The following is a 26,905-nucleotide window of genomic DNA, read 5'->3' as shown; positions in this document are numbered from 1 at the left end:
TATTATCCGTTTAAACCCTAATATGATGCGCTACTGAATATAAAAAGATCAATTAAAACAATGGTTTAATTAAGTTAGTCAACACTCATTCCTCATCATGAAAAAAACATTTATTCGGGGCATATTTTCATATTTTGGAAAAAAACACATACCACTCTAACTACCTATAGGCTGTCAACTGAGTCATATCCACTATTGGTAGTAGTTTTTAGAAATCAGCATTCGCTCCATAGGCAATACGATTGGCGGATCTATTTTTGTATGTCTAGAGTCAAGCACCCCTCCTTCTGGAGCCAATCATTGCCAATAATCTTCCACTACGGTTGGGATTACACTAAGCCATCGAGACACCACCCACTTAAAAGAAGAACATCATGAACGCCCCCAATTCAACGATTGATATCCGCAAACTCCTCAAAAACCCCAGTCTTTTTCATGAAGATGCTTTTATCAACGGCCAGTGGGTGAAAGCGTCAGGGAACGCTCGATTTGCCGTTTCCAATCCCGCCAATGGCGCAATTATTGCTGAGGTTGCCAATTTGAACGTCTCCGATGCCCAAGAAGCGATCTCTGCTGCCGAGCTAGCTCTCAATGCCTGGAAGGGGAAGCTGGCCAAAGAGCGTGCCCAGGTCATGCGCAAGTGGTTTGAGTTAATTTTGGCGAATGCGGATGATCTCGCCACCCTCATGACACTTGAACAAGGCAAACCCCTTGCCGAAGCTAAGGGGGAAGTGGCCTACGGCGCCTCCTTTGTGGAATGGTTTGCCGAAGAAGCCAAACGAGTCATGGGCGCCATTCCAGCAACCACTTGGAGTGATAAGCGCACCATTGTTTTAAAGCAAGCCATTGGGGTCTGTGTTGCCATTACCCCATGGAACTTTCCGATTGCCATGATTACTCGCAAAATCGCTCCGGCAATGGCAGCCGGATGTACTATCGTGATTAAGCCTGCAGAACAAACGCCGCTGTCAGCGCTCGCAATTGCGGAACTAGCGAATCAAGCAGGGGTCCCGCAAGGGGTCATTAATATCGTGACCGCCGATGCTGAGCAATCCATTGCGGTTGGTAAGGTCCTCTGCGAATCCCCAACCGTTCGCCATTTATCCTTTACCGGCTCTACAGAGGTGGGTCGTATTCTTATGGCGCAATGTGCTCCAACGATCAAGAAGCTCTCCTTAGAGCTTGGTGGTCATGCGCCTTTCATTGTGTTTGACGATGCCGATATTGATGCTGCCGTATCGGGCGCAATGAGCTCCAAATACCGAAATGCCGGGCAAACTTGTGTTTGCGCCAACCGGTTTTATGTACATAAAAAAGTGCACGATGCGTTTGTAGAAAAGTTAGCCCTTGCAACCAAAGCAATCAAAATTGGAAACGGTCTAGAGCAAGGCGTTTCTCAAGGGCCTCTCATCGACCAAGCGGCCATTGAAAAGGTGGAGCGACATGTAGCGGATGCAATTAGCAAAGGGGCGCGACTTGTAATTGGCGGTAAACGTGCAAGTTTGGGTGGAACGTTTTATGAACCAACGGTTCTTACCAATGTAACCAATAGCATGCTCATTACCCATGAAGAAACCTTTGGTCCAGTTGCACCGGTCATACCATTTGAGAATGATGATGAAGTGATTCGACTGGCCAATAGCAGTCAATTTGGTCTAGCGTCTTACTTTTACAGTCGGGATATTGGTCGGGTTTGGAAGGTCGCTGAAGCGCTCGAATTTGGCATGGTGGGAGTCAATACCGGACTGATCTCAAATGAGGTAGCCCCATTTGGGGGAGTCAAGCAATCTGGCTTAGGCCGCGAGGGTAGCTCTTGGGGAGTCGACGAGTACCTTGAAATGAAATACGTATGCATGGGGCTTTAAGTCTCACGCTTACGATAGAGCAAATCCCAAACCCCGTGGCCTAATTTGAGACCACGATTCTCAAATTTGGTCTGCGGGCGATACGAAGGCTTATCGACAAAACCCTCATGCATCCCCTGTAACTGCTCCGCCGTCCAATCAATACCACCAATAGTTTGATCCTGATCGATGCCGAGAATGGCTCCTAAGCGAACTTTTTGAGTGGATTGATTTCGTAACAGAGGATGGTGATTGAGAACTAAGAGCATTTGCTCCGCGTAATGCTGCCAATCCGTTGCCAGGTGAAGATAGCCATTAGGCTTCAATCGGGAAACGAGTAGTTCTACAAATTCTTTTTGAATTAAGCGACGTTTATGATGACGCGTTTTATGCCATGGATCTGGAAAGAAAATGTGAACCCCATCCAAAGAATTGGGTGCAATCATCCGCTCGAGTATCTCAACAGCATCATGGGAAATTAAGCGAAGATTGTGAAGATCCAACTCACCAATGCGTTTAAGAAGTGCGCCAACCCCGGGCTCATGAACTTCAAGACCTAAAAATACATCGTTGGGACGAGCTTGCGCAATCTGAGCGGTGGACTCACCCATGCCAAAGCCGATCTCGACAATGCGCGGAGCATTCTGATACGACGGACCAAATACTGACCAATCAAATAATGCATCTTGAAACGGTAGTAAAAATTGACCACCTAAAGTTGCGATCGCATGCTCTTGGGCACTTGTAGTGCGTCCTGCTCTACGAACAAAGGAGCGAATTTTTCTATGAGGATGATTTGATGGCAGGAATTTATCCATGCCTTTTTATTTCAATAGAACTCGAAAATAAGCAATCGTTTCTTTCAGGCCATCCTCAAGGGATACCTTGGGCTCCCACCCTAATTTGGCTTTAGCTAAATCAATATTGGGCTGACGCTGCTTCGGATCATCCGATGGCAATGGTTGATGAATAATCTTGGATTTACTGCCAGAAAGCTTGAGAACCATCTCGGCAAGCTCGAGCATGGTGAACTCTCCGGGGTTGCCAATATTAACGGGGCCAGTAAAACCCTTCTCTGAGTTCATCATTCTGACCATGGCGTCGATTAGGTCATCGACATAGCAAAAACTTCGGGTCTGAGAACCGTCTCCATAAATCGTGATGTCTTTACCTTGCAAGGCCTGTACGATAAAGTTACTCACGACCCGGCCATCATTGGGATGCATCCTTGGGCCATAGGTGTTGAAGATACGGACCACTTTGATATCGGTTTGGTGTTGGCGAAAGTAGTCAAAAAATAGGGTTTCAGCACAGCGCTTACCCTCGTCATAACAGGACCGAATGCCAATCGGATTCACCCTACCCCAATAGCCCTCAGGTTGAGGATGCAGCTCTGGATCACCATAGACCTCACTCGTAGAGGCTTGCAAAATACGTGCCCTCGTGCGCTTCGCCAAACCCAGCATATTAATGGCGCCATGTACGCTAGTTTTGGTGGTTTGCACGGGATCGTATTGGTAATGCACTGGAGAGGCGGGACACGCCAAGTTATAGATCTGATTGACCTCGACATACAAAGGAAAGGTCACATCATGGCGCATAATCTCCAAATTAGGGTTACCCATCAAGTGCGCAAGGTTCTGTTTGTTGCCAGTAAAAAAGTTATCCACTACCAAAACATCATTACCCTCACGTAGTAAGCGCTCAGTCAGGTGAGAGCCCAAAAAGCCAGCGCCACCAGTGATGAGGATTTTGCTTTGATTGATTGACATAGATATCTTTCAGAAATTTTAGGTTACTGCGAATTTTATTCCTAGGGCCTTTTAGGCTTTTGAGATAGTTCTTGCGCAGGCATATCCCAACTCGTCGAGCGATAGGCAAATACAACCTCAACCAAGATCAGCGTTAGAGAAACCACAAATGAGACTAAGCCTGCAACAAATGTGATCAAAACATAACCTACGTTGACCAATTTTCCTGCACCGGTTTGCACTAAAAATAACTCAAGAACAGTCAGAGAAATTAAAACACCCGCCAAGACATCAAAAAAAATAGCCAGAGTACATAACCTTCCTCTGGTCTTGAACTCATCAATTTCTTTCTCATAATGCGTCTTCAGCTTTTGACTAAGCTGCTGATCGCCATATAGCTGGTTCTGGATAAAACGCATCCGATCTACATTACGAGCCAGCCTCGCTGTAATCGCAGCAACTAAGGTAGCGACGGCTGTTAGGAGAAAGACAGGTGCTAAGGCCAGCTGAATATTGGCCTGTATAGCATCAATTGAAAGGTTCATATTTTTACTCTGCAACTATCAATTAGACCAAGCGACAAGACCGGTGTACGAGGTCACCAAAACTAAAACGCCAAAAATAATACGATACCAAGCAAAGGGGATAAAGTTGTGATGCGCAACATAATGAATCAGCCAGCGCACACAAATGAACGCTGAGATAAAGGCTGCGACAAAACCAACTAAAAGGGTAGGCGCAAAATCAGCAAAACCAAATGCTTGGGGCGAGTTTGCAATCTTGAGCAACTCATACGCAGTTGCCCCACCAATGACCGGGATTGCTAAAAAGAAGGAGAATTCAGTTGCAACGGCTCGCGGCAAGCCAAATAGCATCCCACCAATAATCGTAGCTCCCGATCTGGAGGTGCCTGGAATTAAAGCGGCGCATTGGGCTAATCCGACTTTTAAAGCATCGAGTGCAGTCAACTGGTCAATACTATCGATTTTCTTCATGGTCGATGCTTTGGTTTGGCGATACTCCGCCCAGAAGATCACAAAGGCCCCCACAATGAATGCGCTTGCCACAGGGACTGGTGAAAACAGATGAGTCTTAATGAACTTACCAAAAATCAGACCAAGCCCCATGGCCGGGATACAGGCAATCACCACATGCAAAACAAACTTTTGTGATTGTTTACTAGAAAAAAAGGTATTGGTCACCTTGAATAAGCGCTCACGGTACTCCCAGCACACCGCCAAAATGGCACCGAACTGAATAATGATTTCAAAAGCCTTACCACGCTCATCATTAAAATTTAAGAGATCCCCCACCAAGATTAAATGCCCAGTACTCGAAATAGGTAAAAACTCGGTTAAGCCCTCAACAACCCCGAGAATGAGAGCTTTGAATAAAAGTAATGGTTCCATAAGTAACAATACTAAAGCCTTAAATCCCTAAACTCATCAATTTGGCGTTTGGGCTTAAACTTCGGATCATGCATTCAATGAAACGGTTCCCATTAATTACCCTCATTGGACTGGCTGGATGGATAATATCTAGCCAGGTACTTTCACAATCGAATCAGCAGCCAACCTCTAATCAAGGCTCCGTCACCGTAACACCGGCAAATAATGCATTACCAAAAACCTTAAGTCCTCAAGACCTTCTAAGGCTCGAAGCACCACCACAAACAGCGATCCCAATCCCACCGATTTCATCGAACCTAACGGATCCCCAAAACCGTAAGGCGCTCGATGGCCGTACTTTGGATCTCCTTACCCTGTATCAAGAGGCTGCATTTAATGATCCAGTGATTAATAGTGCACGCTTTAATTTAGCAGCCCGAAAAGAGCTCTACTGGCAAGGGTTATCCGTATTGTTACCACAGGTTTCAGCTAATCCAACTGCTACTCGGTTTTTCCAGCACGGAGAGGGCAATAACCGAGTTTATGATCAGCGCAGCTATACCCTTACGCTAACCCAACCGGTCTTTAACTTAAGTGGGGTGCAGCTATTTAAACAAGGAGAGCTTAATAGCAAAATCTCTGATCTTCAGTTTTATCAAGCTCAGCAAGATTTGGTCATTCGAGTATCGCAAGCCTACTTTGATGTATTAACAGCTCAAGACAATGTTGAGCTTTTCAAGAGCAAAAAAGAGTTAATCCGTCAACAACTTCAGGCTGCAAAGGCCAAGTTTGAGATTGGCTCGGCTACGATCGTCGATGCCAATGATGCCCAGGCACGCTTTGATGTCGCAAATGCTCAAGAGATTGCTGCACATGCAGACCTAGTCGTTAAACGCGGAGTTCTCGAACAGCTGATTGGCCACCCGGTCAAGCACATTAAACCAATGGCAAAGGATGTTTCGATTGCTGGGGTGGTGGCTGATCCAAGGGCCCGCAATAAGGATATCAAAGGAGTACCAATTGCAGAAAGTGTCAGCCCCAAACTACCCCCAGGCCAAGCATTGGAGGACTGGATTACCCAATCCGAAAACGCCAACTATGGAGTACTGGCTGGTCAACTCAGTGTGCAATTAGCCGAGAGTGTATATAAAGGCTCTCTCGCTGCAAACTATCCAAGCGTTAACTTTGTTGGGACTGCGGGTTTTAATCAATCGAATGGTTCTGCTCTGAACTTTAACCCACTCCCTACACAAAATATTTATAACAACACTTTAGCGTTACAAATGACACTACCTATCGTGTCGGGCGGATTTAATATGTCCGTCATCCGCCAAAACGCAGCGCTTTTTGATAAGTCGAAGGCAGATTACGACAATCTACGACGTACCGCTGCCCAGGCAACCCGCCAAGCCTTTACTGGATTCTATGGTGGCTTAGCTACAGTCAAGGCATTAGAAGCGGCTGAGAAATCCTCGGCTACCGCAGTGGAATCCAGTAAGTTAGGTTACAACGTTGGCACCCTCATTAACATCGATGTCTTAATTGCCTTAGATACGCTCTTCACCACACGCGCCTCACTCTACAAAGCCCGCTATGACACGATTATGAACGCATTGCGCTTGAAAGCTCAGGCCGCTAATTTATCTGATGAGGATTTGATTGCAATTAATGCATTACTGCGCTAGTGATTAATCAGGAGTTAACTGCGCTCGCGAAAGAACTGCTCTATAAGCAATCCAGCCGCATGCGAATCTAGAGCCCCCTGATACTGGGTGTCTTGTTCTAATAACACTGAGGAATAGCGCTCATCCACATAATGGATGGGCTTACCAGATTGCTTGGCAAGCTGTTTACCGAACGAGCGCGAGCGTTTGGTTATTGCATGTTCAGCACCATCTGGATGCAATGGTAAACCTACCACTAGGCAACTCGGTTGCCACTCATGAATTAGCTCTTGAATTTTTTGATACGTTTGATTGGGCTTGATATTTTGGAGTACATCCAAAGCTTGAGCACTTCCGGTCAGCGAATTGCCAACCGCCACCCCAATCCGCTTAGTGCCGTAATCAAAACCTAGAACAATGGTTACTGGATTTGAAGCATCATTAGGCATGCCCCGCTTCTCCAGAAAGGCTTGCTAGATCAAAGCCCAAAACCTGCATTGCCTTTTGATAACGATCGGTATATGGCGTATCAAAAATAATCGTTTGCATTTGATCATTTGGGATGGCGATATTGATCCACCCATTGAGGGAAATCTCCTCTTCGAGCTGTCCTGCACCCCACCCCGCATATCCTAGTGTCATCAGAAACTTCTCAGGTCCAGAGCCATTCGCTACCGCCTCAAGAACATCTTTAGATGTGGTCATAGTGAGACCATCTGTAATGATTAATGAAGATGAGTACTTCTCCGCAAGATCAGTCGGATGCAGCACAAATCCTCGCTCAACCTGAACGGGGCCACCAAAATAAACTGGCTGGTCAAGTAATGGGGCGATTTCAAGCTTCAGCTCGATTTTCTCAAACAGGGTTGAGAGCACAATATCGGTCGGACGATTAACCACCAGTCCCATAGCACCTTTGTCGCTATGTTCTAAAAGATACACCAAGGAACCTGAAAAATTTTCGTCCAGCATACCCGGCATGGCTAACAAGAACTGGTTAGCAAAGGAACTGAATGAGGGGAAGGCATTGGCTTGGCTCACAACTCATTCTAGCAAGCCTCAGGAATTCAGAAAAGTGATATTTTTCCAGTCAATTGATATGCTGCAATACCAATATATTCATGCAGTAGCTTATTCCACAGAAATGCACCCTCCGTTAAATCAAATTCGCGCCATTGCAAGGTATTCGCTGTTTGGTAATCCACTGGTACAGCAATCACCGCAATGTCTTGCTTTTCAAAGATTTTTACAGAGCGATACATATGACTCGCGGAGGTGACCAAAAGCCATGGTTTTAACAGTTGGTCTGGGGATTGTGGATAAATGGCATCGATAATCTTTTTGGAATAAACCGCATTTTCATAAGTATTGCGAGATTGATTCTCGTAAAAGGCAGTGGTGTTTGTTCTATCGGCAAGCCCTTGTTCTTGAATCAATTGTTTAAAGGCATCGGCCTCTGACATCCCTCTTGGATTTACTCTCCCCGAAAAACCGCTAAAGATAAATGGCTTATCAGGATACTTTCGAATGAGCTCTAGTCCCTTCGTAACACGCTCGGCCGATGATTTAAGAGATATCTCACCACGATCAACGGCAACATCTTCGCCCTCGATAGCCCCACCCAAAATAATGATCCCTGCAAATTGGTCGGGATTGAGATTCTGAATCGATGGTTTGGGAACGGCATTTTCCAGAATGCGGATCAAAGACTCAGGAATAGGCATATACCCCACGCCCAGGAAGCCAATGACTGCAAATGCCAAAAGACGATTGGTGAAGACGGGCTTGCGAATGGTAAGAAAAAACCATGCCAGAAGGGTAGCCAAGAAAATCAGGTTTAAAGGCTCAATTAGGAATTGAACAATCTTCGAAGTAATAAAAAATAGGCTATCCATGAGGGCATCATAATCAAAATCGCATTCCCGAATAAGATAGAGCCTATGACAAGTGCATTGGTATGGCTTCGACGTGATTTACGCCTATATGATCAGGCGGCTCTTCATCACGCCCTAAAACAGTATCAACAGGTCTGGGTCTGTTTTATCTTTGACACCTCGATCCTTACCCCCCTACTCTCCAAAGGCAAAGGCTTTGATCGCAGGGTCGATTTCATTTGGCAAACGATTGAAGATCTAGATAAAACGCTAAGAGCTCAAGAAAGCGGAATCATTTGCCGTCATGGTAACCCAATAGAACTCATCCCCGCCTTAGCTAAACAACTTGATGCACAAGCAGTCTTTACCAACCATGACTATGAACCCTCGGCAATTTCACGCGATGAGGCCATCGCACAAACGCTTGCGAAGAATGGCGTTGCGTTCCAGCATTTTAAAGATCAGGTTATTTTTGAGAAGACTGAAGTCTTAACTAACTCTGAAACCGTATTCTCGGTCTTTACTCCGTATAAGAATGCATGGCTTAAGAAACTAAACCCCTCAGACCTTGAGCCCTTTGTCTGCGATCTCCCTAATGCTGGCTTACAGGGTCGATATGCCCCCATTCCCAAGAGCATTGATACCGGCATCCCTTCGCTGGAATCCATGGGATTTAGACCGACAGGCATAGAAAAGTATCTACCCCCAAGTCAGAAGGGTGCTGAGCTCTTTTTGAGTGACTTTCTAAAACGAATTGATCAATACAACATTGGCCGAGACTTCCCAGCAACCAAAGGCGTCAGCTACCTCTCTACATACTTGCGCTTTGGTCTTCTATCAATCCGAGGCTTGGTTCGCGAGGCTCATCGTCGAATGCTTGCAGGCAGTCTTGGTGCAAGCACATGGCTGAGTGAGCTCATATGGCGGGACTTTTATTTCATGGTTTTGGCCAATCACCCTCGCCTTGCCGATGGCGAATCATTTAAGCCCGACTATGACAAGATTGTTTGGGAGCAAGGTCCCAAAGCACAAAAATTATTTAAGGCCTGGTGCGATGGCCAAACTGGTTACCCACTAGTCGACGCAGCCATGCATCAACTCAATCAATCAGGCTATATGCATAATCGCTTGCGCATGGTCGTGGCTAGTTTCTTATGCAAAGACCTCGGCATCGATTGGCGCTGGGGTGAGCAGTATTTTGCCGAGCATCTGAACGATTTTGAGTTTGCCTCTAATAATGGTGGTTGGCAATGGGCCTCGTCTTCTGGATGTGATGCTCAGCCCTACTTCCGGATCTTTAACCCCATCACCCAGTCTGAGCGCTTTGATGCTGAAGGAAAATTTATCCGCCGCTACATTCCTGCTCTTGAAAAGCTATCCAATAAATCAATTCATGCGCCCTGGCTTGCAGGGCAACTTGAGCTCGAGGCTGCTGGCATCGTATTGGGTAAAGACTACCCTCGCCCCATCGTCGATCATGATGAAGCCCGCAAGGCGACCTTGATTCGCTACAACGTTGTGAAAAAAGTGGCTTGAGTAATGACGCGCGTCTTTGCGATTGGTGATGTACAGGGTTGCTTAAAGCCCCTGAATCAACTCATCAAGAAACTCCCTCGTGGCTCTAAATTCATTTTTCTGGGGGATCTCGTCAACCGTGGCCCAGATTCGCTGGGTACCCTACGGCGCCTCAAGCAACTTCAAGAGGATGGGGTAGCTGAATGTATTTTGGGTAACCATGATCTGAACTTATTAGCGTGTGATGCAGGACTGCGTAACACCAAACCGCTTGATACGATTGATGATATTTTGGCTGCACCTGATCGTCGTGAGCTCATCGACTGGTTGAGATGCCGACCCATGGTACTGAGTAATGGCAAAGTCTTACTGGTGCATGCAGGCGTGCTACCCCAATGGAGCATTAAGAAAACTTTATCTTTGGCTCATGAGGTGGAGATTGCACTACGCCATAAAAACTATCGAGATTTTTTATCCCAAATGTATGGCAATACCCCGAATCGCTGGGATCCAAAATTATCTGGATTTGATCGTTTACGTTTAATCACCAATACCCTAACCCGGATTCGGTTTTGTACTCCTCAGGGCGAAATGGAGTTCAAAAGCAAAGAGGGATTAGAAAGTGGTCCAGCTGGATATATCCCATGGTTTGAAGCGCCTGATCGTAAAACAAAATCGATCCCTATTGTCTTTGGTCACTGGTCAACGCTTGGCTTACTCAATCGCCAAGGGGTGATCGGAATTGATACTGGCTGCGTATGGGGCGGTACTTTAACTGCAATCGATCTTGACCACTTGGAAAGAATGAACCCCAAGGCTTTAGCTGAGGATTCCAAATCGCTTACGATTAAGACAGTCAGTGTGGCGGGCTATGATCACCCGCTGCGGATGTGAGCGTATTAAATCTTCTGAAACGATTGCTGAGCTGCTCGAATAATCTCATCAACCACTGCGTTATCGTGTGCAATCGATGTAAATCCAGCCTCATAGGCGGATGGAGCAAGGTAAACACCTTCGTCCAACATCGCATGAAAGAAGCGTTTGAAGGCTTCAATATCGGTTTTGGTCACTGCTTCGTATGAAGCTGGTACCGTCTGTGAAAAATAGAACCCAAACATTCCACCAACACTGTCGACCGAGAATGGAATCTTAGCTCGATTGGCTTCTTGCTGCAATCCCGCCATTAATTTTTTTGTTTGTTCGGTCAAGCATTCAAAAAACCCGGGTCGCGTGATGATCTCCAGGGTCTTCGCTCCCGCAGCTACCGCAACAGGGTTGCCAGATAAGGTGCCTGCCTGATAAACATTACCTAAGGGAGCGAGCTTCGCCATAATCTCCCGCTTACCTCCAAATGCTGCCATGGGCATACCGCCACCCATGACTTTGCCCAGACAAGTTAAATCCGGCTGAATGCCATGCAAGGATTGGGTGCCGCCCAAGGCTACCCGAAATCCCGTCATCACCTCGTCGTAAATCAATACGGCGCCATACTGCTGGGTGAGCGAACGAACCGCCTTAACAAACTCGGGAGTCGCACGAATTAAGTTCATATTGCCAGCAATCGGTTCCAAAATTAATGCAGCGACCTGATCACCATGGCGCTTGAAGGCCTCTTCTAGAGCACCAACGTCGTTATAGGGCAGCACTAAGGTATGCTTCACTAAATCCTGTGGCACACCACCCGATGAAGGTGCATTCTTTGTGGAATCGGCAAAAGTGAGCAAACCAGAACCGGCTTTGACCAACAGGCTATCCGCATGGCCGTGGTAACAGCCCTCAAACTTAATAATCAAATCACGATTGGTATAACCGCGGGCTAAACGCAAGGCACTCATGGTCGCTTCGGTACCGCTCGACACTAAACGAATTTGCTCGATTGCTGGCATTAACTCACAAATACGCTCAGCAAGATCAATCTCCCCTGCGGTCGGGGCACCATAGCTAAAACTCTGAGTTGCGGCACGCTGCACTGCTTCCACTACTTCTGGGTTCGCATGCCCAACAATCATGGGCCCCCATGACATGATGAGATCAACATAGCGCTTATCGTCGGCGTCCCAAAAATAAGGGCCTTCTGCACGCTTAATAAATCGCGGGGTACCCCCCACTTGCCGAAATGCCCTCACTGGAGAGTTCACGCCACCTGGAATCGTTTTCTGGGCGCGTGTGAAGAGTTGATCGTTTTGGCTCATGGCATTCATTAAAAAGTCTAATTCATTAGATGACGCACATCTCAAAATCATCTTTGCGCGCACCACACTCGGGGCACGACCAGTTCATGGGAACATCTTTCCACAAGGTTCCAGGCGCAATGCCATCATCCGGACAACCTTTGGCTTCATCGTAGATCCAGCCGCAGATCAGGCACATATAAGTTTTATATTCCATTTGTTATTTCTTTCAGATTGAAATCTTATTTTACGATTTCTGGGCATCGCTTCGCCCCCGAATCTCAAACTTGAAGAGTCTGCATTCCAAGGGGCCATTAAATAATGGGGTGCGTTTGGACTCTTTCATGCGTAAATGGCCCGGTAAGCCCATATCTGCAGTGAGAACAAAGATCTCCCAACCTGCAAAATGGTCTTTCAGTTGCTTACTAAACTGATCGAGTAGCATTGCAAACTTCGGATCGATCGGCTCTTTCACTAAAGGCTCTCGGCTCGTACGTCGTTTTTGCATGTATGCAGCCTTGCTATCACCAAAGACATGGGTTCGATCAGAGTCGCCACCCTTCATAGCTAGGCGCTCTCCATAAGGTGGATTAAATACCATCACTCCCATTTGCCCTTCGGTTAAATCAAGGTTGGGCCTAATCGCGATTGCATCCAATTGTCGAACCACAGGCAATCCAGGCAACTGCGCGCGTTGCCAATTGGCCTTACACATGGCAATCATTTTCTCGTTGATATCGCTGCCACTAATTGCAATGGTGTCTTTCTGATGCCGATGCATTTCCGTCTTCGCAGCATCGCAAAGTGTTTGCCAGTTCTTTTTTTCCAGGGAGCTCAAAAAGGGCTTGAGTCGCAAAAAGCCAAAGCCACTTTGCATAACCGATGGCTTCCACGATACGGCTATATTTTGATCGGATGAGCCAAGTATGCGCGCTCGCAGCGCCCCCGCTGGAATATGAAAGGCTATCTGGGCAGCCTCAATCAAAAAGGTGCCGCTTCCGCACATGGGGTCATAAAGCGGCATTGCAGCTTGCCAGTTGGTCAATCGCAAAATCCCAGCAGCGAGATTCTCTTTAAGAGGCGCTTCACCCTTTTCCTCCCGCCAGCCGCGTTTGAACAAAGGCTCACCCGAGGTATCCAAATAGATGGTGGCATGTTGTTGCGTCAAATGAACCTGAATCCGCACATCGGGATTCACTGTATCAATATTCGGGCGCCCACCCGTTTGCTCGCGCAAACGATCAACAATCGCATCTTTGATTCGCAAAGTAGCAAAGTTCAAACTCTTTAGAGGCGATCGTTGTGCGGTGATATCGACCCGAAGCGTTTGATTCGAGGAAAACCAATCTTCCCAACCAATCGCTTTTGCTTGACGATAAAGATCATCCTCGGATTTATAGGGTCCGTCGGTCATCTTTAGTAAAACACGACTGGCAATTCGTGAATGCAGATTCATTGCCATTGCTAAGGCAAGCGGTCCCTCAACCCCCATTCCGCCGGTTAAGCTTGACGGGGCTGGGTCAACCGATGATCGCCCCAATGCTTTTATCTCAGGTCGAGCAACAATCTCCTCGAGCTCTTGGGCTAAAACTGCCTCAAGTCCGCCCGGACAAACAATAAAAAATTTCACAATGGGGATCAGCTCGGCTTAATGACTACGAGAGCAGTGACTACCAACATCAGCAAAACTGGAGCCTCATTAAACCATCTAAACCACACGTGGCTTTTGGTATTTTGCTTTTGAACAAATTGCTTAAGGAGACGCTTACATTGCAAATGGTAGCCAATCACAATCAGCACCAATAACACCTTCACATGCATCCAGATCGAGCCGCGGCCAACTCCGTAATACAGCCACAAAATGAGTCCCAAAGCGACCGCTGGCATCATCAGGATGGTCATAAAACGGTAGAGTCGTTGTGCCATACCGATTAAACGTTCATAAGCGATATCATTGGTTTCTTGTGCCAGATTCACAAAGATACGGGGTAAATAAAAAAGCCCAGCAAACCATGAGGCAATTAAAACGATGTGCAGGGTTTTAGCCCAAAGGTAACCATCAAACATAGAGTCTCTTTATCAAAATTACTGACGTATTTCACCGTGGCCCATAACCACGTACTTCAACGAGGTCAGCCCCTCAAGACCAACGGGGCCACGCGCATGCAACTTATCGTTGGAGATCCCAATCTCGGCACCCAAGCCATACTCAAAGCCATCTGCAAATCGGGTGCTGGTATTGACCATCACACTCGCACTATCGACTTCTCGCAAGAAACGATTGGCATGCTCTTGATTTTGCGTAATGATCGCATCCGTGTGCTTACTACCATAATGCTCAATATGATCCATTGCCTCATCAAGACTCTCAACAGTCTTAATCGATAAGATCGGCGCCAGATACTCTGTGCGCCAATCTTCCTCAGTCGCATCGACCAAGTTAGCAAATTGATTCGATTCAAGCAAGGAGCGGGTCTTTGGATCCACACGCAATTCCACGCCTTTGTCTTGATAAATTCGGCAAAGCTTGGGTAAAACCTGAGGTGCGATCTTGCCATGAACGAGTAGAGTCTCCATCGCATTGCAAGGAGCATAGCGCTGGGTCTTGGCGTTATCACATACTTTAATCGCTAAATCAACATCGGCAGCCTCATCTACAAAGGTATGGCAAATACCATCGAGATGTTTGATCATAGGCACTCGACCATCTTGCATTAGCCGCGCAATTAAACTCTTGCCGCCGCGAGGCACAATCACATCAATGTACTCGGTCATGGTGATCATTTTTCCGACGGCAGCCCTATCAGTTGTTTGGATCACTTGCACGGCATTGGCTGGCAACTGAGCGGCAGCCAGGCCCTCCTGAATTAATCCAGCTAAAAATGTATTGGAGTCAATTGCCTCCGATCCACCTCGCAAAATGACAGCATTTCCTGACTTTAAACACAGTGCTGCCGCATCAATCGTCACATTCGGACGTGATTCATAAATAATACCAATCACACCAAGGGGTACACGCATTTGCCCAATCAAAATACCTGAGGGTTGCTGTTTAAACGGAGTGATCTGACCGATTGGATCCTCCAGGGTGACGATTTGCTCTAACCCCATGGCCATGGTCTCAATCGATTTCTCGGTCATGGTCAAACGATCCACAAATGCAGCGTCATGACCAGCGGCCTTAGCCCGCTCCACATCACGGGCATTGGCCGCCAGAATCTTTGCGACATCCCTACGAATAGCCTTCGCAATATTGCTTAATGCCTGATTCTTTTGCTCAGAACTGGCTCTGGCCATCGCCCTTGAAGCGAGGCGAGCTTGCTGACCAATGGTCAGCATCATTTGCTCAATCGTTTGGTTCATCTCATTTGCCATAGTTGATACTCTAACGCAATAAACTCCCAACAAGTCGCAAACCATCCCAAGGATTGGCTGGAAGATCTCGAACCCATAGACCCTTTGCCTGCTTATCCAAGTTGGCAGCGAGTACGAGAGCTTGCTTTAATTTCTTAGGTTGAATGCGCTTGAGGGCCATAGGGTAAAGCTTCTCACGCTTTCCCCAGATGCGGTAATTGCGCATGATGGTTGGCAAACTCTCTCCTGCAGTAAGCGCAGTCTGGGCCCGATTAAGCGTTCTTAGCTCATCGCTAATTCCCCACAGAATTAGAGGCAAGGGCTCACCCTCACCTTGTAGGCCATCTACCATTCGATTCAGACGTGCCGCATCACCAGACAGTAGTGCCTCTGTCAGCTCAAATAGATCATAGCGAGCAACTTTGAGAACCGCAGCACGAATTTGCTCATCGGTAATCACTCCGCTGGGATACAAAAGTCCCAGCTTCTGAATTTCTTGATGGGCAGCGATCAAGTTACCTTCAACCTGATCGGCCATCCATTGCAAACTGGGCAGCCCCGCTTCCCCAGGTTCAACGGATTGCGACTGCAGTGACATTCGCTTAGCAATCCATTGGGGTAATTGACTTCGTTCAATCGAATCAATCTGGACCGCCATCCCGGCCTCATCTAACGCCACAAACCAAGCAGAGCCCTTGGTTTTCAGATCAAGACGCGGAAGCTGAATGCACACAATCACGTCAGGCACTGAGCCGGCTGATCCTAAAGATGTGGCAAAGTTTCTCAGTACATCCGCCCCCTCGCGACCAGGTTTGCCAGTGGGCATACGCAGTTCCACAAAGCGCTTATCGCCAAACAGGGACATGGATTGCCCGACACTTAATAACGATGGCCAATCAAAGTAGCGATCCTGAACCATCACATCGCGCTCAGTAAATCCTTGGGTTTTGGCAAATGCCCTGAGGCTGTCCACAGCCTCCATCATCAGAAGTGGCTCATCCCCCGAAAAAACATATAAGGGATGAAGGCTCTGGGAACCCTTCGCTAAACCAGCCAAATGAATCTGAAAGGCATCACTTTTGATCATTGAAATCGATCAAATAGAAAATTTATTTACTCACCCGACCTAGGGTGGCAATGCGACGCAAGATCTGCAGCGCCAAATCAGAACGCATGCTCTCTAAAAATTGTTGTTGCTGGATATCGGCAGACAATACAGTTGCCACAGTGAAATCGAGATCCCGTATCACATAGATATCGGATTCTGGAATGACTTCGGCACCCGTATTATCAAAAGCGCGGAACACGACCCGATTATTGAGTCGATACGCAGAAATCTGACCCGTCGAGGTATAGGTCAAAATTTGCCGAGTACTATCTTCGCTCACAATATCCAGAATCAAATCGGCATCCTTGCCCGAGGTGACTACCTTTGCATTTGTTCCCGTCGAAATAATGCGCTCGAGGTCAAAACGTAATTGGGGCGATGGTCGCCCTGAAATCAAAATCGATTTATAGGGAATAGTGACGGAGCCACGTAAACGAAAACCACATGCAGACAATCCAAAAACTGTTATGAAGCCAAAAAGGCTACTTCTTAGCAGCAGGCGACGATTGAAATTATGAGGTACGCTCATCTGCTTATGCAACCACATTCACTAAGCGGCCCGGAACCACAACGATCTTCTTGGGCGCCGCACCGTTTAAGAGTCGCAAAACAGGCTCTGACTGTAAGCTAATAGCCTCAATCGTATCTTTTGAGGCATCGGCTGGTACCTTGATTTGGCCTCGGTGTTTGCCATTAATTTGCAACACCAACTCAATCTCCGACCGAATCAAAGCAGACTCATCCACTTGCGGCCAAGGTGCATCCAATAAAGAGCCAAAGTGCTTGGCAAATCCAAGGTCTTCCCACAACGCATAGGTGCAGTGTGGAACAACGGGATACAAAATGCGTAGCAAAATTCCGAGTGATTCCGAAAGCACTTCAGGACGAATCGAATTTACATCCTGATTTAACTTAAAAGGCTCCAACACATTCAACATCTTCATGGCAGCCGAGACCACGGTGTTGTACTGGCGACGTTGATAGTCAAAATTAGCCTGCTTCAAAATCGTATGCACTTCAAAGCGTAGATCTTTCTCAAGAGCATTGAGATCATTTGGAAAAGATGAATGCGCTGATTGAAGATACTCAGCTTGCGAGCTTGCATACATCCAAAGACGTCTCAGGAACCGAGAAGCACCCTCTACACCAGCACCCGACCACTCGAGTTGCTGCTCAGGTGGAGCGGCAAACATCGTAAATAGCCGTGCCGTATCAGCGCCATACTGATCAATCAGGGCTTGCGGATCAACGCCATTATTTTTGCTTTTGGCCATCTTCTCGACACCACCGATATTGACTGGTGAGCCATCCTTGATGAGCTTAGCTGCAATGGGTCGTCCCTTCTCATCAAGATCAAGCTCGACATCAGCAGGATTAACCCATTGCTTTTTGCCACTCGAATCTTCTTTATAGAAGGTTTCGTTAAGAACCATCCCCTGCGTGAGGAGATTTAGAAAAGGCTCATCAAAACGCACCAAACCTAAATCGCGCATTACCTTGGTCCAAAACCGAGCGTACAGCAGATGCAAGATCGCATGCTCAATTCCGCCAATGTATTGATCCATTGGCATCCAATAGTCATTACGAGAGTCCACCATACTTTTTGCATCGGGACCGGTATAGCGCATGAAATACCATGAGGAATCTACAAAGGTATCCATGGTGTCGGTCTCACGCCGTGCAGGCTTACCGCACTTCGGACAATCGACTTTTAAAAAATCTTCGCGTTTATTGAGAGGATTACCAGAACCATCTGGCACGCAGTCTTCGGGCAAGACCACAGGTAAATCCGACTCAGGAACTGGCACTTCGCCACAATCAGTGCAGTGGATCATGGGGATTGGAGTCCCCCAATAGCGCTGTCGAGAGATACCCCAATCTCGCAAGCGATAGGTCGTTTTTAGCTCACCAAGACCCAGCTCTTTCAGATCCTTGGCAACGGCCTGCACAGCATCTGGGTGTGATAAGCCGTCATAGGGCCCGCTGTAAATACACTCGGTGTTCTCTTTTTGTGCATACCACTCTTGCCAGTGCGAGGTATTAAAAAGATCGGTTACCCCTTTAACCGCGATTACCTGCTTAATAGGCAAATGGTATTTATTAGCAAAGGCAAAGTCACGCTCATCATGGGCGGGAACTCCCATCACTGCACCATCGCCATACGACATCAGTACGTAATTACCAACCCACAGCGGAATTGGCTCATTGGTTAAGGGATGGGTCACATACAAACCGGTTGGCATGCCCTCTTTTTCTTGGGTCGCCAAATCGGCTTCGATCACACTGCCAGTTTTGCAACGTTCAATAAATTGCGCTAATGCTGGATTGGTTTGTGCCGCCTTGGCAGCCAAGGGATGCTCGGCAGCAACCGCACAAAACGTGACGCCCATGATGGTATCAGCGCGTGTGGTGAACACATACATCTTGCCATCGTTAATGAAACGGCCGGCATCATCCTGAACTTGATGAGTAAATGCAAAGCGTACTCCATGGCTTTTACCAATCCAGTTTTGTTGCATGATCTTGACGCGCTCAGGCCATGCTAGATCATCGAGTCCCGTTAATAATTCTTCAGCATACGCAGTAATATTGAGGTAGTACCCAGGGATCTCCCGCTTTTCAACCAAGGCGCCCGAGCGCCAACCACGGCCATCGATCACTTGCTCATTCGCTAAAACGGTTTGATCTACTGGATCCCAGTTGACGGTTTGGGTTTTACGATAAGCAATGCCTTTTTCAAGCATCTTCAAAAATAGCCACTGGTTCCAACGGTAGTAATCAGGCTTGCACGTTGCAATCTCCCGTGACCAATCAATTGCTAACCCCATCGCTGCCATCTGACCGCGCATGTAATCAATATTTTGATAGGTCCATTGTGCAGGTGGCACATTATTCTGAAGTGCGGCATTCTCGGCCGGCATCCCAAATGCGTCCCAACCCATCGGCATTAAGACGTTGTAGCCTTGCATGCGCAGTTGGCGCGCCATCACATCATTGATGGTGTAGTTGCGCACATGACCCATATGCAACTTACCGGAGGGATAAGGCAGCATCGAACAGGCATAGAACTTCGGCTTTAATTGACCGGTGGATGTCTTTGCATCTTCACTAACACGATAGACATCCTGAGCTTGCCACTCATGATGTGCACGCGCTTCAATACTCCGAAAATCGTAATCTTTAGCCTGATGTTTATCCATTAATTGTTCTTGTTGTTAGGGATTAAATTATTTGAGGCCTAAGACGTCTTGCATATCAAACCAGCCCTTAGGTTGGTTTTGCAAAAAAGCAGCGGCTCGTAAGGCGCCCTCGGCATACGATTGACGGCTTGTGGAGCGATGGCTAATTTCGATGCGCTCACCCTCACCGGCAAAGATCACGGTGTGATCACCCACGATATCACCACCCCGTATCGTTGCAAAACCAATGGTGCCTGGCTTACGCCCACCAGTGTGACCCTCACGGGCATACACCGCCAGATCAGCTAGGGAATGACCTTGGGCCTTGGCAATCACCTCACCCATTTTGATGGCCGTTCCTGAAGGTGCATCCACTTTGTGCCGATGATGCGCTTCCACAATTTCGATGTCATACCCCTGGTTAAGCAACTGGGCGGCGACTTGCAAAATTTTGAGGGTAGCATTCACCCCCACGCTCATATTAGGCGCAAATACGATGGCAATAGTGTCGGTCGCACCGCGAAGCTGTTGCAATTGCTCAGCAGTAAAACCAGTTGTGCCAATAATCATTTTGACGCCTGCCCGCTTCGCAGCCTCAACATGCAATAGAGTTCCTTCGGGCCTTGTGAAATCAATTAAATACTCGGCACCCGCTAATCCTTTGGCTAAATCAGACGTAATCAAGACATTGGTTTGTTGACCTAAAAATGCTCCCGCATCCGTTCCTAATAAGGGGCAACTAGGATGCTCAAGGGCACCGGTTAATTGCGCATTGGATGATCTCAAAATCGTGTCGATGAGCATTTTGCCCATTTTTCCGGTTGCGCCCGCAACTGCAAATTTCATTGGCATCGCTAGCTCTCTAATTAATTTTTAACAGGGGTGATCACCACATCAGGCTGCGGTGTTGGGACCGGCAAATTATTAGGCTGGCTAATCACCATCACTTCAGGGGGTGGCCTCTTTACTGGCTTGGGTGGTTTATTTTTACCCGTTAGCACTTCCCAAAAACTGCGCTTCTCCCGCGCATAGTTGTCAATCTCGGCCACAAGCTCTACTTCAGTAGGTAAGGCATCGCCATCAAACTTCACGAGCTTATCGCCTTCAAAAAATAATGTGACGCGTCTCTCCTTACCGATGGTCTGACCCTCGCGCTTAAATTCAAATACATAGTCCCAGCGATTGGCATGAAAATAACTCGCTAATAATGGGGTACCCATAATTTGGCGCACCTGCTCTCGACTCATACCTACTTTTAATTGAGCATATTGCTCACTGGAAATAAAGTTGCCTTGAACCACATCGGGGACATACGGCTGGAAAATAGTATTCATCCAAGCTCGCTGAGTATTGTCAACCGCCGAGGTACACGCACCCAAACCAAGACAGGCGCACAACACGATCAACATCCGTGATGCAAAAGCTCGATTTGGCTTGCGGCAAGTAAAAATGCTAATCTGCATGGGTCAACAGTTCAACGTATCATTAAGTATCTGATTTTAGCGCCCAAACCTGCCAATCGAGCCAAATCGTATGAGCCAAAACGCCACCCCCACCGACCTCCGTGAAATCGGTCTAAAAGTCACGGCGCCACGGATGAAAGTCCTTGAGTTTTTTCAGGAAAACGCGGATTCGCACTTTAGTGCCGAAGAGGTCTACATGGCACTTGTGAAGGATAACTCCGATATCGGCTTAGCCACGGTCTATCGCGTTTTAACCCAATTTGAGCAAGCCGGAATCCTGCTAAGAAGCCATTTTGAGTCGAGTAAGGGGGATAGCCGAGCCATTTATGAGCTTAATGAAGGAAATCATCACGACCATCTTGTGTGCCTTGACTGTGGTCATGTCGAGGAGTTTGTGGATTCGGCCATTGAAAAACGCCAAAACGAAATTGCCAAATCCCTCGGGTTTAAGCTCCAAGAGCATTCTCTGGCGATGTACGGTCATTGCCAGAAAAAGAACTGTCGCAATAAGAAAAAGTAATTGATCCAATTACTCACTGAGCTTGTATGCCACAGTTCTACCTAGCGGGTGATTGGGCCCAATCTAATCTACCAAAACAACTTCTAACAGTTGATAATGATTTAGCCCATCACTTGCGCGTTCGTCGTATCGGAGCAAATGATGTATTCACTGTGTTTGATGGTAAAGGCCATACCGCGGTAGGAAGAGTCTCCAGAACGAACGAAACCTATTCCCAGATTGAAATTGAACAAATCCAAGAAGATCGCCAGCGCGAGCTCCCTTATCGCATAGACCTAATTCAGGGACTTGCCAGCGGTGACAAAATGGATTGGGTCATCGAGAAAGCTGTTGAAACGGGGGCGACAAGCATCACCCCCATTGAGTGTGAACGCTCGGTGGTCAAACTCAAACATGACTCAAAGCGACTAGAAAAACGTCTGCTTCATTGGCAGGCAATCGCGCAAGCGGCGTGTGAGCAATGCGATCGCAGCGTCATTCCAGAAGTTAACGCAATCCAACATCCTCGGGATGCATTCAAACAAAGTGTGGCTGGGTTAAAAATCCTTTTGAGCACAACGACCACCGATTCGCTGCATCAATTTCTAAATCGGCATCCACCCCAAAGCATTGCACTTGCGATTGGTCCAGAGGGAGGGTTTTGCCCTGAGGAAGAGGAATATGCCAAACAGGCTGGTTTTACCGCCTTATCACTTGGTCCACGCATTCTACGAACAGAAACGGCTGGGATCGTTACGATCTCAGCCGTAGAGAGTATTTGGAGCTTAAAGACGAGTTAAGCGAACGAGTAAAAGACTCGATATGGGACGCGGCGCTCTGACCAAAACTCAACGGCATCGCGGAACACATCTAGGAGAGTCTCCCTGGCTTCTTTGTCAAACTTTTGAGTGCAAGGCAAACCTTCGAGGACCACCACAAAACCTGGCTGAGGACCAGCTTTGTCAACCAAGGTTGTCAGAGCATCTAACAGGGGATCAAAGTTTTTAGCCTGCTGCTTGGTAAACATATAGGCGTTCGCGATTGCTTCGAGCACCTCACCCTTGGTATTGGCATTGGTGCAACTCGCATACACAAAGTGCTGTCCAAGTTCAGTGGCAGCCTCAGCTAGGTCACTAGTTCTGAATGCACGAATCGATTGCACGATATTGGGGCGCACACTGCGCAACATTGCTGGGGGACCGGCATCCCTCATAGCCAAAGCAGCACGCCAAGAAGCTGTCACTTTTTTTCCTAGGTCTTGATTGGCAGCATAGGTCTGAAGACGCGACAGACCACCTTGGGCATAAATGCTCGCCGCCGAGATCTCGCGATCGGCTTGATCATTTCTGTCCCAATTTTCTGCGCGGCTGTGATCTTCGACGCTTGCTGAAGTAATGTTTTCAGGAAGAATATTCATGATGGATAGTAGATTACCCTTATCCCGCCCCTAAATCAAGCCTAATCCAAGAACTAATTTGATAAGTTATTGATTTTTATCAATAATTTAAAAGTGAGCGACTACTTACTAAGTATATTTCCCTTTTAAAATAAGCCCTTGGATTGAGTGGCGGCCTCTACAACCGCAAGTGTGCTCACATTGACAATCCGACGCACCGTGGCCGCCGGAGTCAAAATATGAATCGGTTTTGCAACCCCGAGCAAAAGTGGTCCGATTGCAACACCATTTCCAGCGGCAGTTTTCAATAAGTTATAAGAAATATTGGCGGCATCAATATTGGGCAAGACCAATAAATTGGCCTCTCCACGCAAGCTTGAGTTTGTAATCGCACCAGCCCGAATTTCCGGGTCCAGCGCACAATCACCGTGCATTTCACCATCCACCTCAAGCTCAGGAGCAGCTTTTTGCAAAATCGCCAATACCGCACGCATTTTTGCAGCCGATGGCGCATCACTGGAACCAAAGTTCGAATGTGAAAGTAAGGCAACTTTCGGGGTCATACCCAACTTGCGCATCTCGCTCGCAGCTAAGAGTGTGATTTCAGCTAACTCGGCAGCGCTTGGATCAATATTGACATGGGTATCTACCAAGAAGACTTGGCGATTCGGCAGTATCAGCCCCGACATTGCTCCATAAACTGTCGCACCCGATTCATGACCAATGACCTCATCAATGTATTTCAAGTGCATGGCAGTGTTGCTGATCGTGCCGCAAATCATGCCATCGGCCTGCCCTTTTTTGAGGAGAATAGAGCCAATTAAAGTATTGCGGCGGCGCATCTCGAGCTTCGCGAAGGACTCGGTCACCCCCTTGCGCTCAGTGAGTTGCAAATAAGTTTGCCAAAAATCACGATAGCGCACATCACTTTCCGGATTGACGATCTCGATATCCACGCCTGATTTCATGCGCAGGCCGTATTTCTCGATGCGATGCTCAATCACCGATGGACGCCCAATGAGGATGGGGTTCACCAAACTTTCGTCGAGCATGATTTGCACGGCACGCATCACACGTTCATCCTCACCCTCACAAAAGACAATCCGTTTTTGCTCCATCGGAATCTTCTTCGCAATCCCAAACAAGGGTTTCATGACTGTGCCCGAGTGATACACAAACTGCTGCAATTGATCTTTGTAAAGAGCAAAATCTTTGATGGGTCGACTTGCAACTCCGCAGTCCATGGCGGCCTTCGCAACGGCTGGTGCAATTACCGTAATTAGGCGCGGATCAAACGGTTTCGGAATTAAATAATCAGGGCCAAAAGCCAAGTTCTCGCTACTGTAAACCGCCGCCACCACATCACTTTGTTCTGCTTGAGCTAATTCAGCAATTGCCTTCACTGCCGCGATTTCCATCTCGGTGGTAATGGTGGTTGCCCCAACATCCAAAGCCCCGCGAAAGATGAATGGGAAGCACAGGACATTGTTCACTTGATTGGGGTAATCCGTTCGCCCAGTTGCCATTACGGCATCGGGACGAACCAGCTTGACCTCCTCCGGCAAGATCTCAGGGGTTGGATTTGCTAAGGCAAACACAAGTGGCTTATCTGCCATTTTGGCAACCATCTCGGACTTTAAAACTCCACCAGCCGATAAGCCCAAAAATACATCAGCCCCTTCAATCACATCGCCTAAGGTGCGCTTGTCGGTCTTTTGCGCAAATGGTGTTTTCTGCGGATCCATGAGCTCAGTGCGGCCCTCATAAACCACACCGACAATATCGGTTACCCAGATATTGCTCTTAGGTAAGCCAAGATGAACCAATAACTCCAAACAGGCCAGCGCGGCCGCGCCGGCACCGGATGTCACTAACTTAACCTTCGTAATATCTTTACCAACAACTTTTAGACCATTGAGAATCGCTGCTGCCACCACAATGGCTGTGCCATGTTGATCATCATGAAAGACTGGAATCTTCATGCGCTCACGGAGTTTGCGCTCGACCAAGAAGCAATCCGGGGCCTTAATATCCTCGAGGTTAATTCCGCCAAAGGTCGGCTCCAGGGCAGCAATTACTTCAACTAATTTATCGGGATCGCTTTCGTTGACCTCGATATCAAACACATCAATCCCAGCAAACTTTTTAAAAAGTACTGCCTTACCTTCCATCACCGGCTTACTGGCGAGTGCGCCAATATCACCCAAACCTAACACAGCCGTACCGTTGGTGACCACCCCAACTAAATTACCACGAGCGGTATAGCGAAATGCAGTGGCAGGGTCTCGTTTGATTTCTTCACAAGCCGCTGCTACACCTGGCGTGTAAGCCAAAGAAAGGTCACGTTGATTGGTTAATTGCTTGGTGGGGGCAATTGATATTTTGCCGGGGACCGGAAACTCGTGGTACTTAAGGGCAGCTTCACGCAAAGCCTTAATTTGCTCTTCTTTATTTTGATTAGGTTTATTGCCAGATTGACTCATAGGGTTCCACGGGTAATGAAATAAAAGGGCTTGGAGCCTTAAACAGGAATGCTAAAAGCTCTATTCTATTCCTCTGAAGACTGTCCCTTTGAATGCCCTCTTGAATGGCAGGTCTTGTAAGAATGGGGCTTTAAAGCCCGCCTACAATATAAGGATGACGAAGCAATTCCTTCAAAACCCATCATTCGATACTCTCCAACTCGGGGAATTTGAGTTAATTCGCGATATTTTCAAGACGCGCGCTTTGCAAATGATGAGGGCTAAACCGCAACATGCTCCGCTTCTTGGGATTGGTGATGATGGGGCATTGATTGTCTGTCATCCAAACGAGGAAGTGGTCATCACAACCGATATGTTGGTAGCTGATCGGCACTTCTTTGCGGATACCGACCCTTACCTCGTCGGGAAAAAATCCCTAGCAGTGAACTTATCGGATCTTGCCGCAATGGGTGCTAAGCCGACCGGATTTACTCTGGCGCTCGCCTTACCAAAACAAAAGCAAGCATGGTTACATGGATTTGCGAATGGTCTTTTTGACTTAGCCGATCTATTTGATTGCCACCTAATTGGCGGCGATACCTGTCAAGGGCCATTAACGATTAGCATCACAGCTTTTGGTGTGGTTCCAAATGGACAAGCGATTAAACGATCGGGCGCTCAGGTGGGCGACTCTATTTGGGTCTCTGGTGCACTGGGCGATGCTCGTCTAGCACTCGGATGCATTCGTAAAGAATGGTCTTTGGATCTAGGCGCCGAAGAACTCAATCAGATCAATCAACGCCTTCATTCGCCGCTACCCCGAGTGGCACTCGGAATTGCTCTGCGTGAAATCGCAACGGCAGCCTTAGATGTGTCAGATGGATTATTAGGCGATTTGCGACACATTTTGGAATCATCCCATGTGAGCGCCAAAATTAACGTGGACGCCTTGCCTCGCTCACCGGTGTTGCGTCGGCAAGATCAGGCAATTCAGTATCAATGCGCAGCCTCTGGTGGCGATGACTATGAGCTTTGCTTTACTGCAAACCCAGATCAACATGACAAGATTGCGAGTCTCTCAAGAGAACTCGGACTCCCTCTGACTTGTATCGGCCAAATTACCGAAGTCCAGAATGAAAGTTTGCTGATACTCGAGGATAGTGAGGGCATGCCACTAAGCCCCGAGAAATCCCAAGCGCTGCTGAGATCCTTTGATCACTTTCGAGATTAGAGATTG

Annotated in this window: 26 protein-coding genes; 7 read left to right on the top strand and 19 right to left on the bottom strand. The window is 47.5% G+C overall.

The window, feature by feature from the left end; genetic code table 11:
- Nucleotides 1-374 precede the first annotated feature (374 nt).
- A complete protein-coding gene (locus QUE64_RS01275) occupies nt 375-1,865 on the top strand; it encodes an NAD-dependent succinate-semialdehyde dehydrogenase (RefSeq protein ID WP_286225571.1) in 1,491 nt (496 codons plus the stop codon).
- On the opposite strand, the gene trmB is transcribed toward QUE64_RS01275, so the two are convergent.
- From trmB to QUE64_RS01255, 4 genes are read right to left on the bottom strand one after another with little or no spacing between them, the layout of a single operon-like run.
- Entirely contained in the window at nt 1,862-2,662 is an 801-nt protein-coding gene (gene trmB, locus QUE64_RS01270; RefSeq protein WP_286225570.1) for a tRNA (guanosine(46)-N7)-methyltransferase TrmB, read from the bottom strand. The two genes, QUE64_RS01275 and trmB, sit on opposite strands and share 4 nt — an antisense overlap.
- Nucleotides 2,663-2,668: 6 nt before the next feature.
- Nucleotides 2,669-3,616 (bottom strand): UDP-glucuronic acid decarboxylase family protein, encoded by a 948-nt coding sequence (locus QUE64_RS01265; protein WP_286225569.1) that lies wholly within the window; start codon nt 3,614-3,616, stop codon nt 2,669-2,671.
- Nucleotides 3,617-3,657: 41 nt separating this feature from the next.
- Nucleotides 3,658-4,140, bottom strand: coding sequence for a DUF2721 domain-containing protein (locus tag QUE64_RS01260; RefSeq protein WP_286225568.1), 483 nt, complete (start codon nt 4,138-4,140; stop codon nt 3,658-3,660).
- 18 nt (nt 4,141-4,158) lie between these two features.
- The gene (locus QUE64_RS01255) at nt 4,159-5,004 is read right to left on the bottom strand and encodes an undecaprenyl-diphosphate phosphatase (RefSeq protein WP_286225567.1); all 846 of its coding nucleotides are present in this window, start codon (nt 5,002-5,004) and stop codon (nt 4,159-4,161) included.
- Nucleotides 5,005-5,081: 77 nt separating this feature from the next.
- Between QUE64_RS01255 and QUE64_RS01250 the strand changes: the two genes are divergently transcribed.
- Nucleotides 5,082-6,668 carry a TolC family protein gene (locus tag QUE64_RS01250; RefSeq protein ID WP_286225566.1) on the top strand — a complete coding sequence of 529 codons (1,587 nt, stop codon included), beginning with the start codon at nt 5,082-5,084 and terminating at the stop codon, nt 6,666-6,668.
- Between the two features lie 14 nt (nt 6,669-6,682).
- On the opposite strand, the gene ruvX is transcribed toward QUE64_RS01250, so the two are convergent.
- The 3 genes from ruvX to QUE64_RS01235 form a co-directional block, all read right to left on the bottom strand.
- The gene (gene ruvX, locus QUE64_RS01245; RefSeq protein WP_286225565.1) at nt 6,683-7,096 is read right to left on the bottom strand and encodes a Holliday junction resolvase RuvX; all 414 of its coding nucleotides are present in this window, start codon (nt 7,094-7,096) and stop codon (nt 6,683-6,685) included.
- Nucleotides 7,089-7,628, bottom strand: a complete 540-nt coding sequence (locus QUE64_RS01240) for a YqgE/AlgH family protein (RefSeq protein ID WP_286226136.1) — start codon at nt 7,626-7,628, stop codon at nt 7,089-7,091. Before QUE64_RS01240 ends, ruvX begins: the two co-directional genes overlap by 8 nt.
- A gap of 86 nt (nt 7,629-7,714) precedes the next feature.
- Complete coding sequence (locus tag QUE64_RS01235) at nt 7,715-8,542, bottom strand: YdcF family protein (RefSeq protein ID WP_286225564.1); 828 nt, start codon at nt 8,540-8,542, stop codon at nt 7,715-7,717.
- 45 nt (nt 8,543-8,587) lie between these two features.
- On the opposite strand from QUE64_RS01235, the gene QUE64_RS01230 reads away from it, so the two are divergent.
- Together QUE64_RS01230 and QUE64_RS01225 are read left to right on the top strand one after the other, a co-directional pair.
- The gene (locus QUE64_RS01230; RefSeq protein WP_286225563.1) at nt 8,588-10,057 is read left to right on the top strand and encodes a cryptochrome/photolyase family protein; all 1,470 of its coding nucleotides are present in this window, start codon (nt 8,588-8,590) and stop codon (nt 10,055-10,057) included.
- A gap of 3 nt (nt 10,058-10,060) precedes the next feature.
- Nucleotides 10,061-10,930: a symmetrical bis(5'-nucleosyl)-tetraphosphatase gene (locus QUE64_RS01225; RefSeq protein ID WP_286225562.1), complete on the top strand. Its 870-nt coding sequence runs from the start codon at nt 10,061-10,063 to the stop codon at nt 10,928-10,930.
- A gap of 5 nt (nt 10,931-10,935) precedes the next feature.
- On the opposite strand, the gene hemL is transcribed toward QUE64_RS01225, so the two are convergent.
- From hemL to QUE64_RS01175, 10 genes are read right to left on the bottom strand one after another with little or no spacing between them, the layout of a single operon-like run.
- Complete coding sequence (hemL, locus tag QUE64_RS01220) at nt 10,936-12,228, bottom strand: glutamate-1-semialdehyde 2,1-aminomutase (RefSeq protein WP_286225561.1); 1,293 nt, start codon at nt 12,226-12,228, stop codon at nt 10,936-10,938.
- A gap of 25 nt (nt 12,229-12,253) precedes the next feature.
- Nucleotides 12,254-12,424 (bottom strand): rubredoxin, encoded by a 171-nt coding sequence (locus QUE64_RS01215; protein WP_108507762.1) that lies wholly within the window; start codon nt 12,422-12,424, stop codon nt 12,254-12,256.
- A 30-nt stretch (nt 12,425-12,454) separates the two neighbouring features.
- The gene (locus QUE64_RS01210; protein WP_286225560.1) at nt 12,455-13,837 is read right to left on the bottom strand and encodes a THUMP domain-containing class I SAM-dependent RNA methyltransferase; all 1,383 of its coding nucleotides are present in this window, start codon (nt 13,835-13,837) and stop codon (nt 12,455-12,457) included.
- A gap of 8 nt (nt 13,838-13,845) precedes the next feature.
- Nucleotides 13,846-14,274 (bottom strand): CopD family protein, encoded by a 429-nt coding sequence (locus QUE64_RS01205; RefSeq protein ID WP_286223921.1) that lies wholly within the window; start codon nt 14,272-14,274, stop codon nt 13,846-13,848.
- 18 nt (nt 14,275-14,292) lie between these two features.
- Complete coding sequence (locus tag QUE64_RS01200; RefSeq protein WP_286226135.1) at nt 14,293-15,570, bottom strand: glutamate-5-semialdehyde dehydrogenase; 1,278 nt, start codon at nt 15,568-15,570, stop codon at nt 14,293-14,295.
- 22 nt (nt 15,571-15,592) lie between these two features.
- Complete coding sequence (gene holA, locus QUE64_RS01195; protein ID WP_286225559.1) at nt 15,593-16,648, bottom strand: DNA polymerase III subunit delta; 1,056 nt, start codon at nt 16,646-16,648, stop codon at nt 15,593-15,595.
- 22 nt (nt 16,649-16,670) lie between these two features.
- Nucleotides 16,671-17,198, bottom strand: coding sequence for an LPS-assembly lipoprotein LptE (locus QUE64_RS01190; protein ID WP_286225558.1), 528 nt, complete (start codon nt 17,196-17,198; stop codon nt 16,671-16,673).
- Nucleotides 17,199-17,202: 4 nt separating this feature from the next.
- Nucleotides 17,203-19,869: a leucine--tRNA ligase gene (gene leuS / locus QUE64_RS01185; protein WP_286225557.1), complete on the bottom strand. Its 2,667-nt coding sequence runs from the start codon at nt 19,867-19,869 to the stop codon at nt 17,203-17,205.
- A gap of 27 nt (nt 19,870-19,896) precedes the next feature.
- Nucleotides 19,897-20,694 carry a 4-hydroxy-tetrahydrodipicolinate reductase gene (gene dapB / locus QUE64_RS01180; RefSeq protein ID WP_286226134.1) on the bottom strand — a complete coding sequence of 266 codons (798 nt, stop codon included), beginning with the start codon at nt 20,692-20,694 and terminating at the stop codon, nt 19,897-19,899.
- A gap of 20 nt (nt 20,695-20,714) precedes the next feature.
- Nucleotides 20,715-21,311: an outer membrane protein assembly factor BamE gene (locus tag QUE64_RS01175; protein ID WP_286225556.1), complete on the bottom strand. Its 597-nt coding sequence runs from the start codon at nt 21,309-21,311 to the stop codon at nt 20,715-20,717.
- Nucleotides 21,312-21,381: 70 nt separating this feature from the next.
- Between QUE64_RS01175 and fur the strand changes: the two genes are divergently transcribed.
- Entirely contained in the window at nt 21,382-21,831 is a 450-nt protein-coding gene (gene fur, locus QUE64_RS01170; RefSeq protein WP_286225554.1) for a ferric iron uptake transcriptional regulator, read from the top strand.
- A gap of 26 nt (nt 21,832-21,857) precedes the next feature.
- On the top strand, nt 21,858-22,610 hold the full coding sequence (locus tag QUE64_RS01165; protein ID WP_286225553.1) for a 16S rRNA (uracil(1498)-N(3))-methyltransferase: 753 nt from the start codon (nt 21,858-21,860) through the stop codon (nt 22,608-22,610).
- On the opposite strand, the gene QUE64_RS01160 is transcribed toward QUE64_RS01165, so the two are convergent.
- On the bottom strand, nt 22,607-23,227 hold the full coding sequence (locus QUE64_RS01160) for a barstar family protein (protein ID WP_108509280.1): 621 nt from the start codon (nt 23,225-23,227) through the stop codon (nt 22,607-22,609). The two genes, QUE64_RS01165 and QUE64_RS01160, sit on opposite strands and share 4 nt — an antisense overlap.
- Before the next feature lie 125 nt (nt 23,228-23,352).
- Complete coding sequence (locus tag QUE64_RS01155) at nt 23,353-25,689, bottom strand: NADP-dependent malic enzyme (RefSeq protein WP_286225552.1); 2,337 nt, start codon at nt 25,687-25,689, stop codon at nt 23,353-23,355.
- Between the two features lie 154 nt (nt 25,690-25,843).
- Between QUE64_RS01155 and thiL the strand changes: the two genes are divergently transcribed.
- Nucleotides 25,844-26,899: a thiamine-phosphate kinase gene (gene thiL / locus QUE64_RS01150; protein WP_286225551.1), complete on the top strand. Its 1,056-nt coding sequence runs from the start codon at nt 25,844-25,846 to the stop codon at nt 26,897-26,899.
- Nucleotides 26,900-26,905: the final 6 nt, after the last annotated feature.

It is taken from the genome of Polynucleobacter sp. HIN7 (assembly GCF_030297595.1).
Classification (GTDB): Bacteria; Pseudomonadota; Gammaproteobacteria; order Burkholderiales; family Burkholderiaceae; genus Polynucleobacter.
The sequence above is the reverse complement of the archived record's forward strand: the minus strand, read 5'-3'. Positions and strand labels throughout refer to the sequence as shown.

Excerpts from the sequence above, each read along its gene's own strand:
- QUE64_RS01225 (WP_286225562.1), top strand. The coding sequence starts at position 10,061 with ATGACGCGCGTCTTTGCGATTGGTGATGTACAGGGTTGCTTAAAGCCC.
- QUE64_RS01240 (WP_286226136.1), bottom strand. The coding sequence starts at position 7,628 with ATGCCGGGTATGCTGGACGAAAATTTTTCAGGTTCCTTGGTGTATCTT.
- hemL (WP_286225561.1), bottom strand. The coding sequence starts at position 12,228 with ATGAGCCAAAACGATCAACTCTTCACACGCGCCCAGAAAACGATTCCA.
- fur (WP_286225554.1), top strand. The coding sequence starts at position 21,382 with ATGAGCCAAAACGCCACCCCCACCGACCTCCGTGAAATCGGTCTAAAA.
- QUE64_RS01265 (WP_286225569.1), bottom strand. The coding sequence starts at position 3,616 with ATGTCAATCAATCAAAGCAAAATCCTCATCACTGGTGGCGCTGGCTTT.
- QUE64_RS01255 (WP_286225567.1), bottom strand. The coding sequence starts at position 5,004 with ATGGAACCATTACTTTTATTCAAAGCTCTCATTCTCGGGGTTGTTGAG.
- QUE64_RS01200 (WP_286226135.1), bottom strand. The coding sequence starts at position 15,570 with ATGAACCAAACGATTGAGCAAATGATGCTGACCATTGGTCAGCAAGCT.
- QUE64_RS01175 (WP_286225556.1), bottom strand. The coding sequence starts at position 21,311 with ATGCAGATTAGCATTTTTACTTGCCGCAAGCCAAATCGAGCTTTTGCA.
- QUE64_RS01260 (WP_286225568.1), bottom strand. The coding sequence starts at position 4,140 with ATGAACCTTTCAATTGATGCTATACAGGCCAATATTCAGCTGGCCTTA.
- QUE64_RS01165 (WP_286225553.1), top strand. The coding sequence starts at position 21,858 with ATGCCACAGTTCTACCTAGCGGGTGATTGGGCCCAATCTAATCTACCA.
- QUE64_RS01250 (WP_286225566.1), top strand. The coding sequence starts at position 5,082 with ATGAAACGGTTCCCATTAATTACCCTCATTGGACTGGCTGGATGGATA.
- QUE64_RS01230 (WP_286225563.1), top strand. The coding sequence starts at position 8,588 with ATGACAAGTGCATTGGTATGGCTTCGACGTGATTTACGCCTATATGAT.
- QUE64_RS01275 (WP_286225571.1), top strand. The coding sequence starts at position 375 with ATGAACGCCCCCAATTCAACGATTGATATCCGCAAACTCCTCAAAAAC.
- QUE64_RS01205 (WP_286223921.1), bottom strand. The coding sequence starts at position 14,274 with ATGTTTGATGGTTACCTTTGGGCTAAAACCCTGCACATCGTTTTAATT.
- dapB (WP_286226134.1), bottom strand. The coding sequence starts at position 20,694 with ATGAAATTTGCAGTTGCGGGCGCAACCGGAAAAATGGGCAAAATGCTC.
- QUE64_RS01160 (WP_108509280.1), bottom strand. The coding sequence starts at position 23,227 with ATGAATATTCTTCCTGAAAACATTACTTCAGCAAGCGTCGAAGATCAC.
- QUE64_RS01155 (WP_286225552.1), bottom strand. The coding sequence starts at position 25,689 with ATGAGTCAATCTGGCAATAAACCTAATCAAAATAAAGAAGAGCAAATT.
- holA (WP_286225559.1), bottom strand. The coding sequence starts at position 16,648 with ATGATCAAAAGTGATGCCTTTCAGATTCATTTGGCTGGTTTAGCGAAG.
- QUE64_RS01235 (WP_286225564.1), bottom strand. The coding sequence starts at position 8,542 with ATGGATAGCCTATTTTTTATTACTTCGAAGATTGTTCAATTCCTAATT.
- trmB (WP_286225570.1), bottom strand. The coding sequence starts at position 2,662 with ATGGATAAATTCCTGCCATCAAATCATCCTCATAGAAAAATTCGCTCC.
- ruvX (WP_286225565.1), bottom strand. The coding sequence starts at position 7,096 with ATGCCTAATGATGCTTCAAATCCAGTAACCATTGTTCTAGGTTTTGAT.
- QUE64_RS01190 (WP_286225558.1), bottom strand. The coding sequence starts at position 17,198 with ATGAGCGTACCTCATAATTTCAATCGTCGCCTGCTGCTAAGAAGTAGC.
- QUE64_RS01215 (WP_108507762.1), bottom strand. The coding sequence starts at position 12,424 with ATGGAATATAAAACTTATATGTGCCTGATCTGCGGCTGGATCTACGAT.
- leuS (WP_286225557.1), bottom strand. The coding sequence starts at position 19,869 with ATGGATAAACATCAGGCTAAAGATTACGATTTTCGGAGTATTGAAGCG.
- thiL (WP_286225551.1), top strand. The coding sequence starts at position 25,844 with ATGACGAAGCAATTCCTTCAAAACCCATCATTCGATACTCTCCAACTC.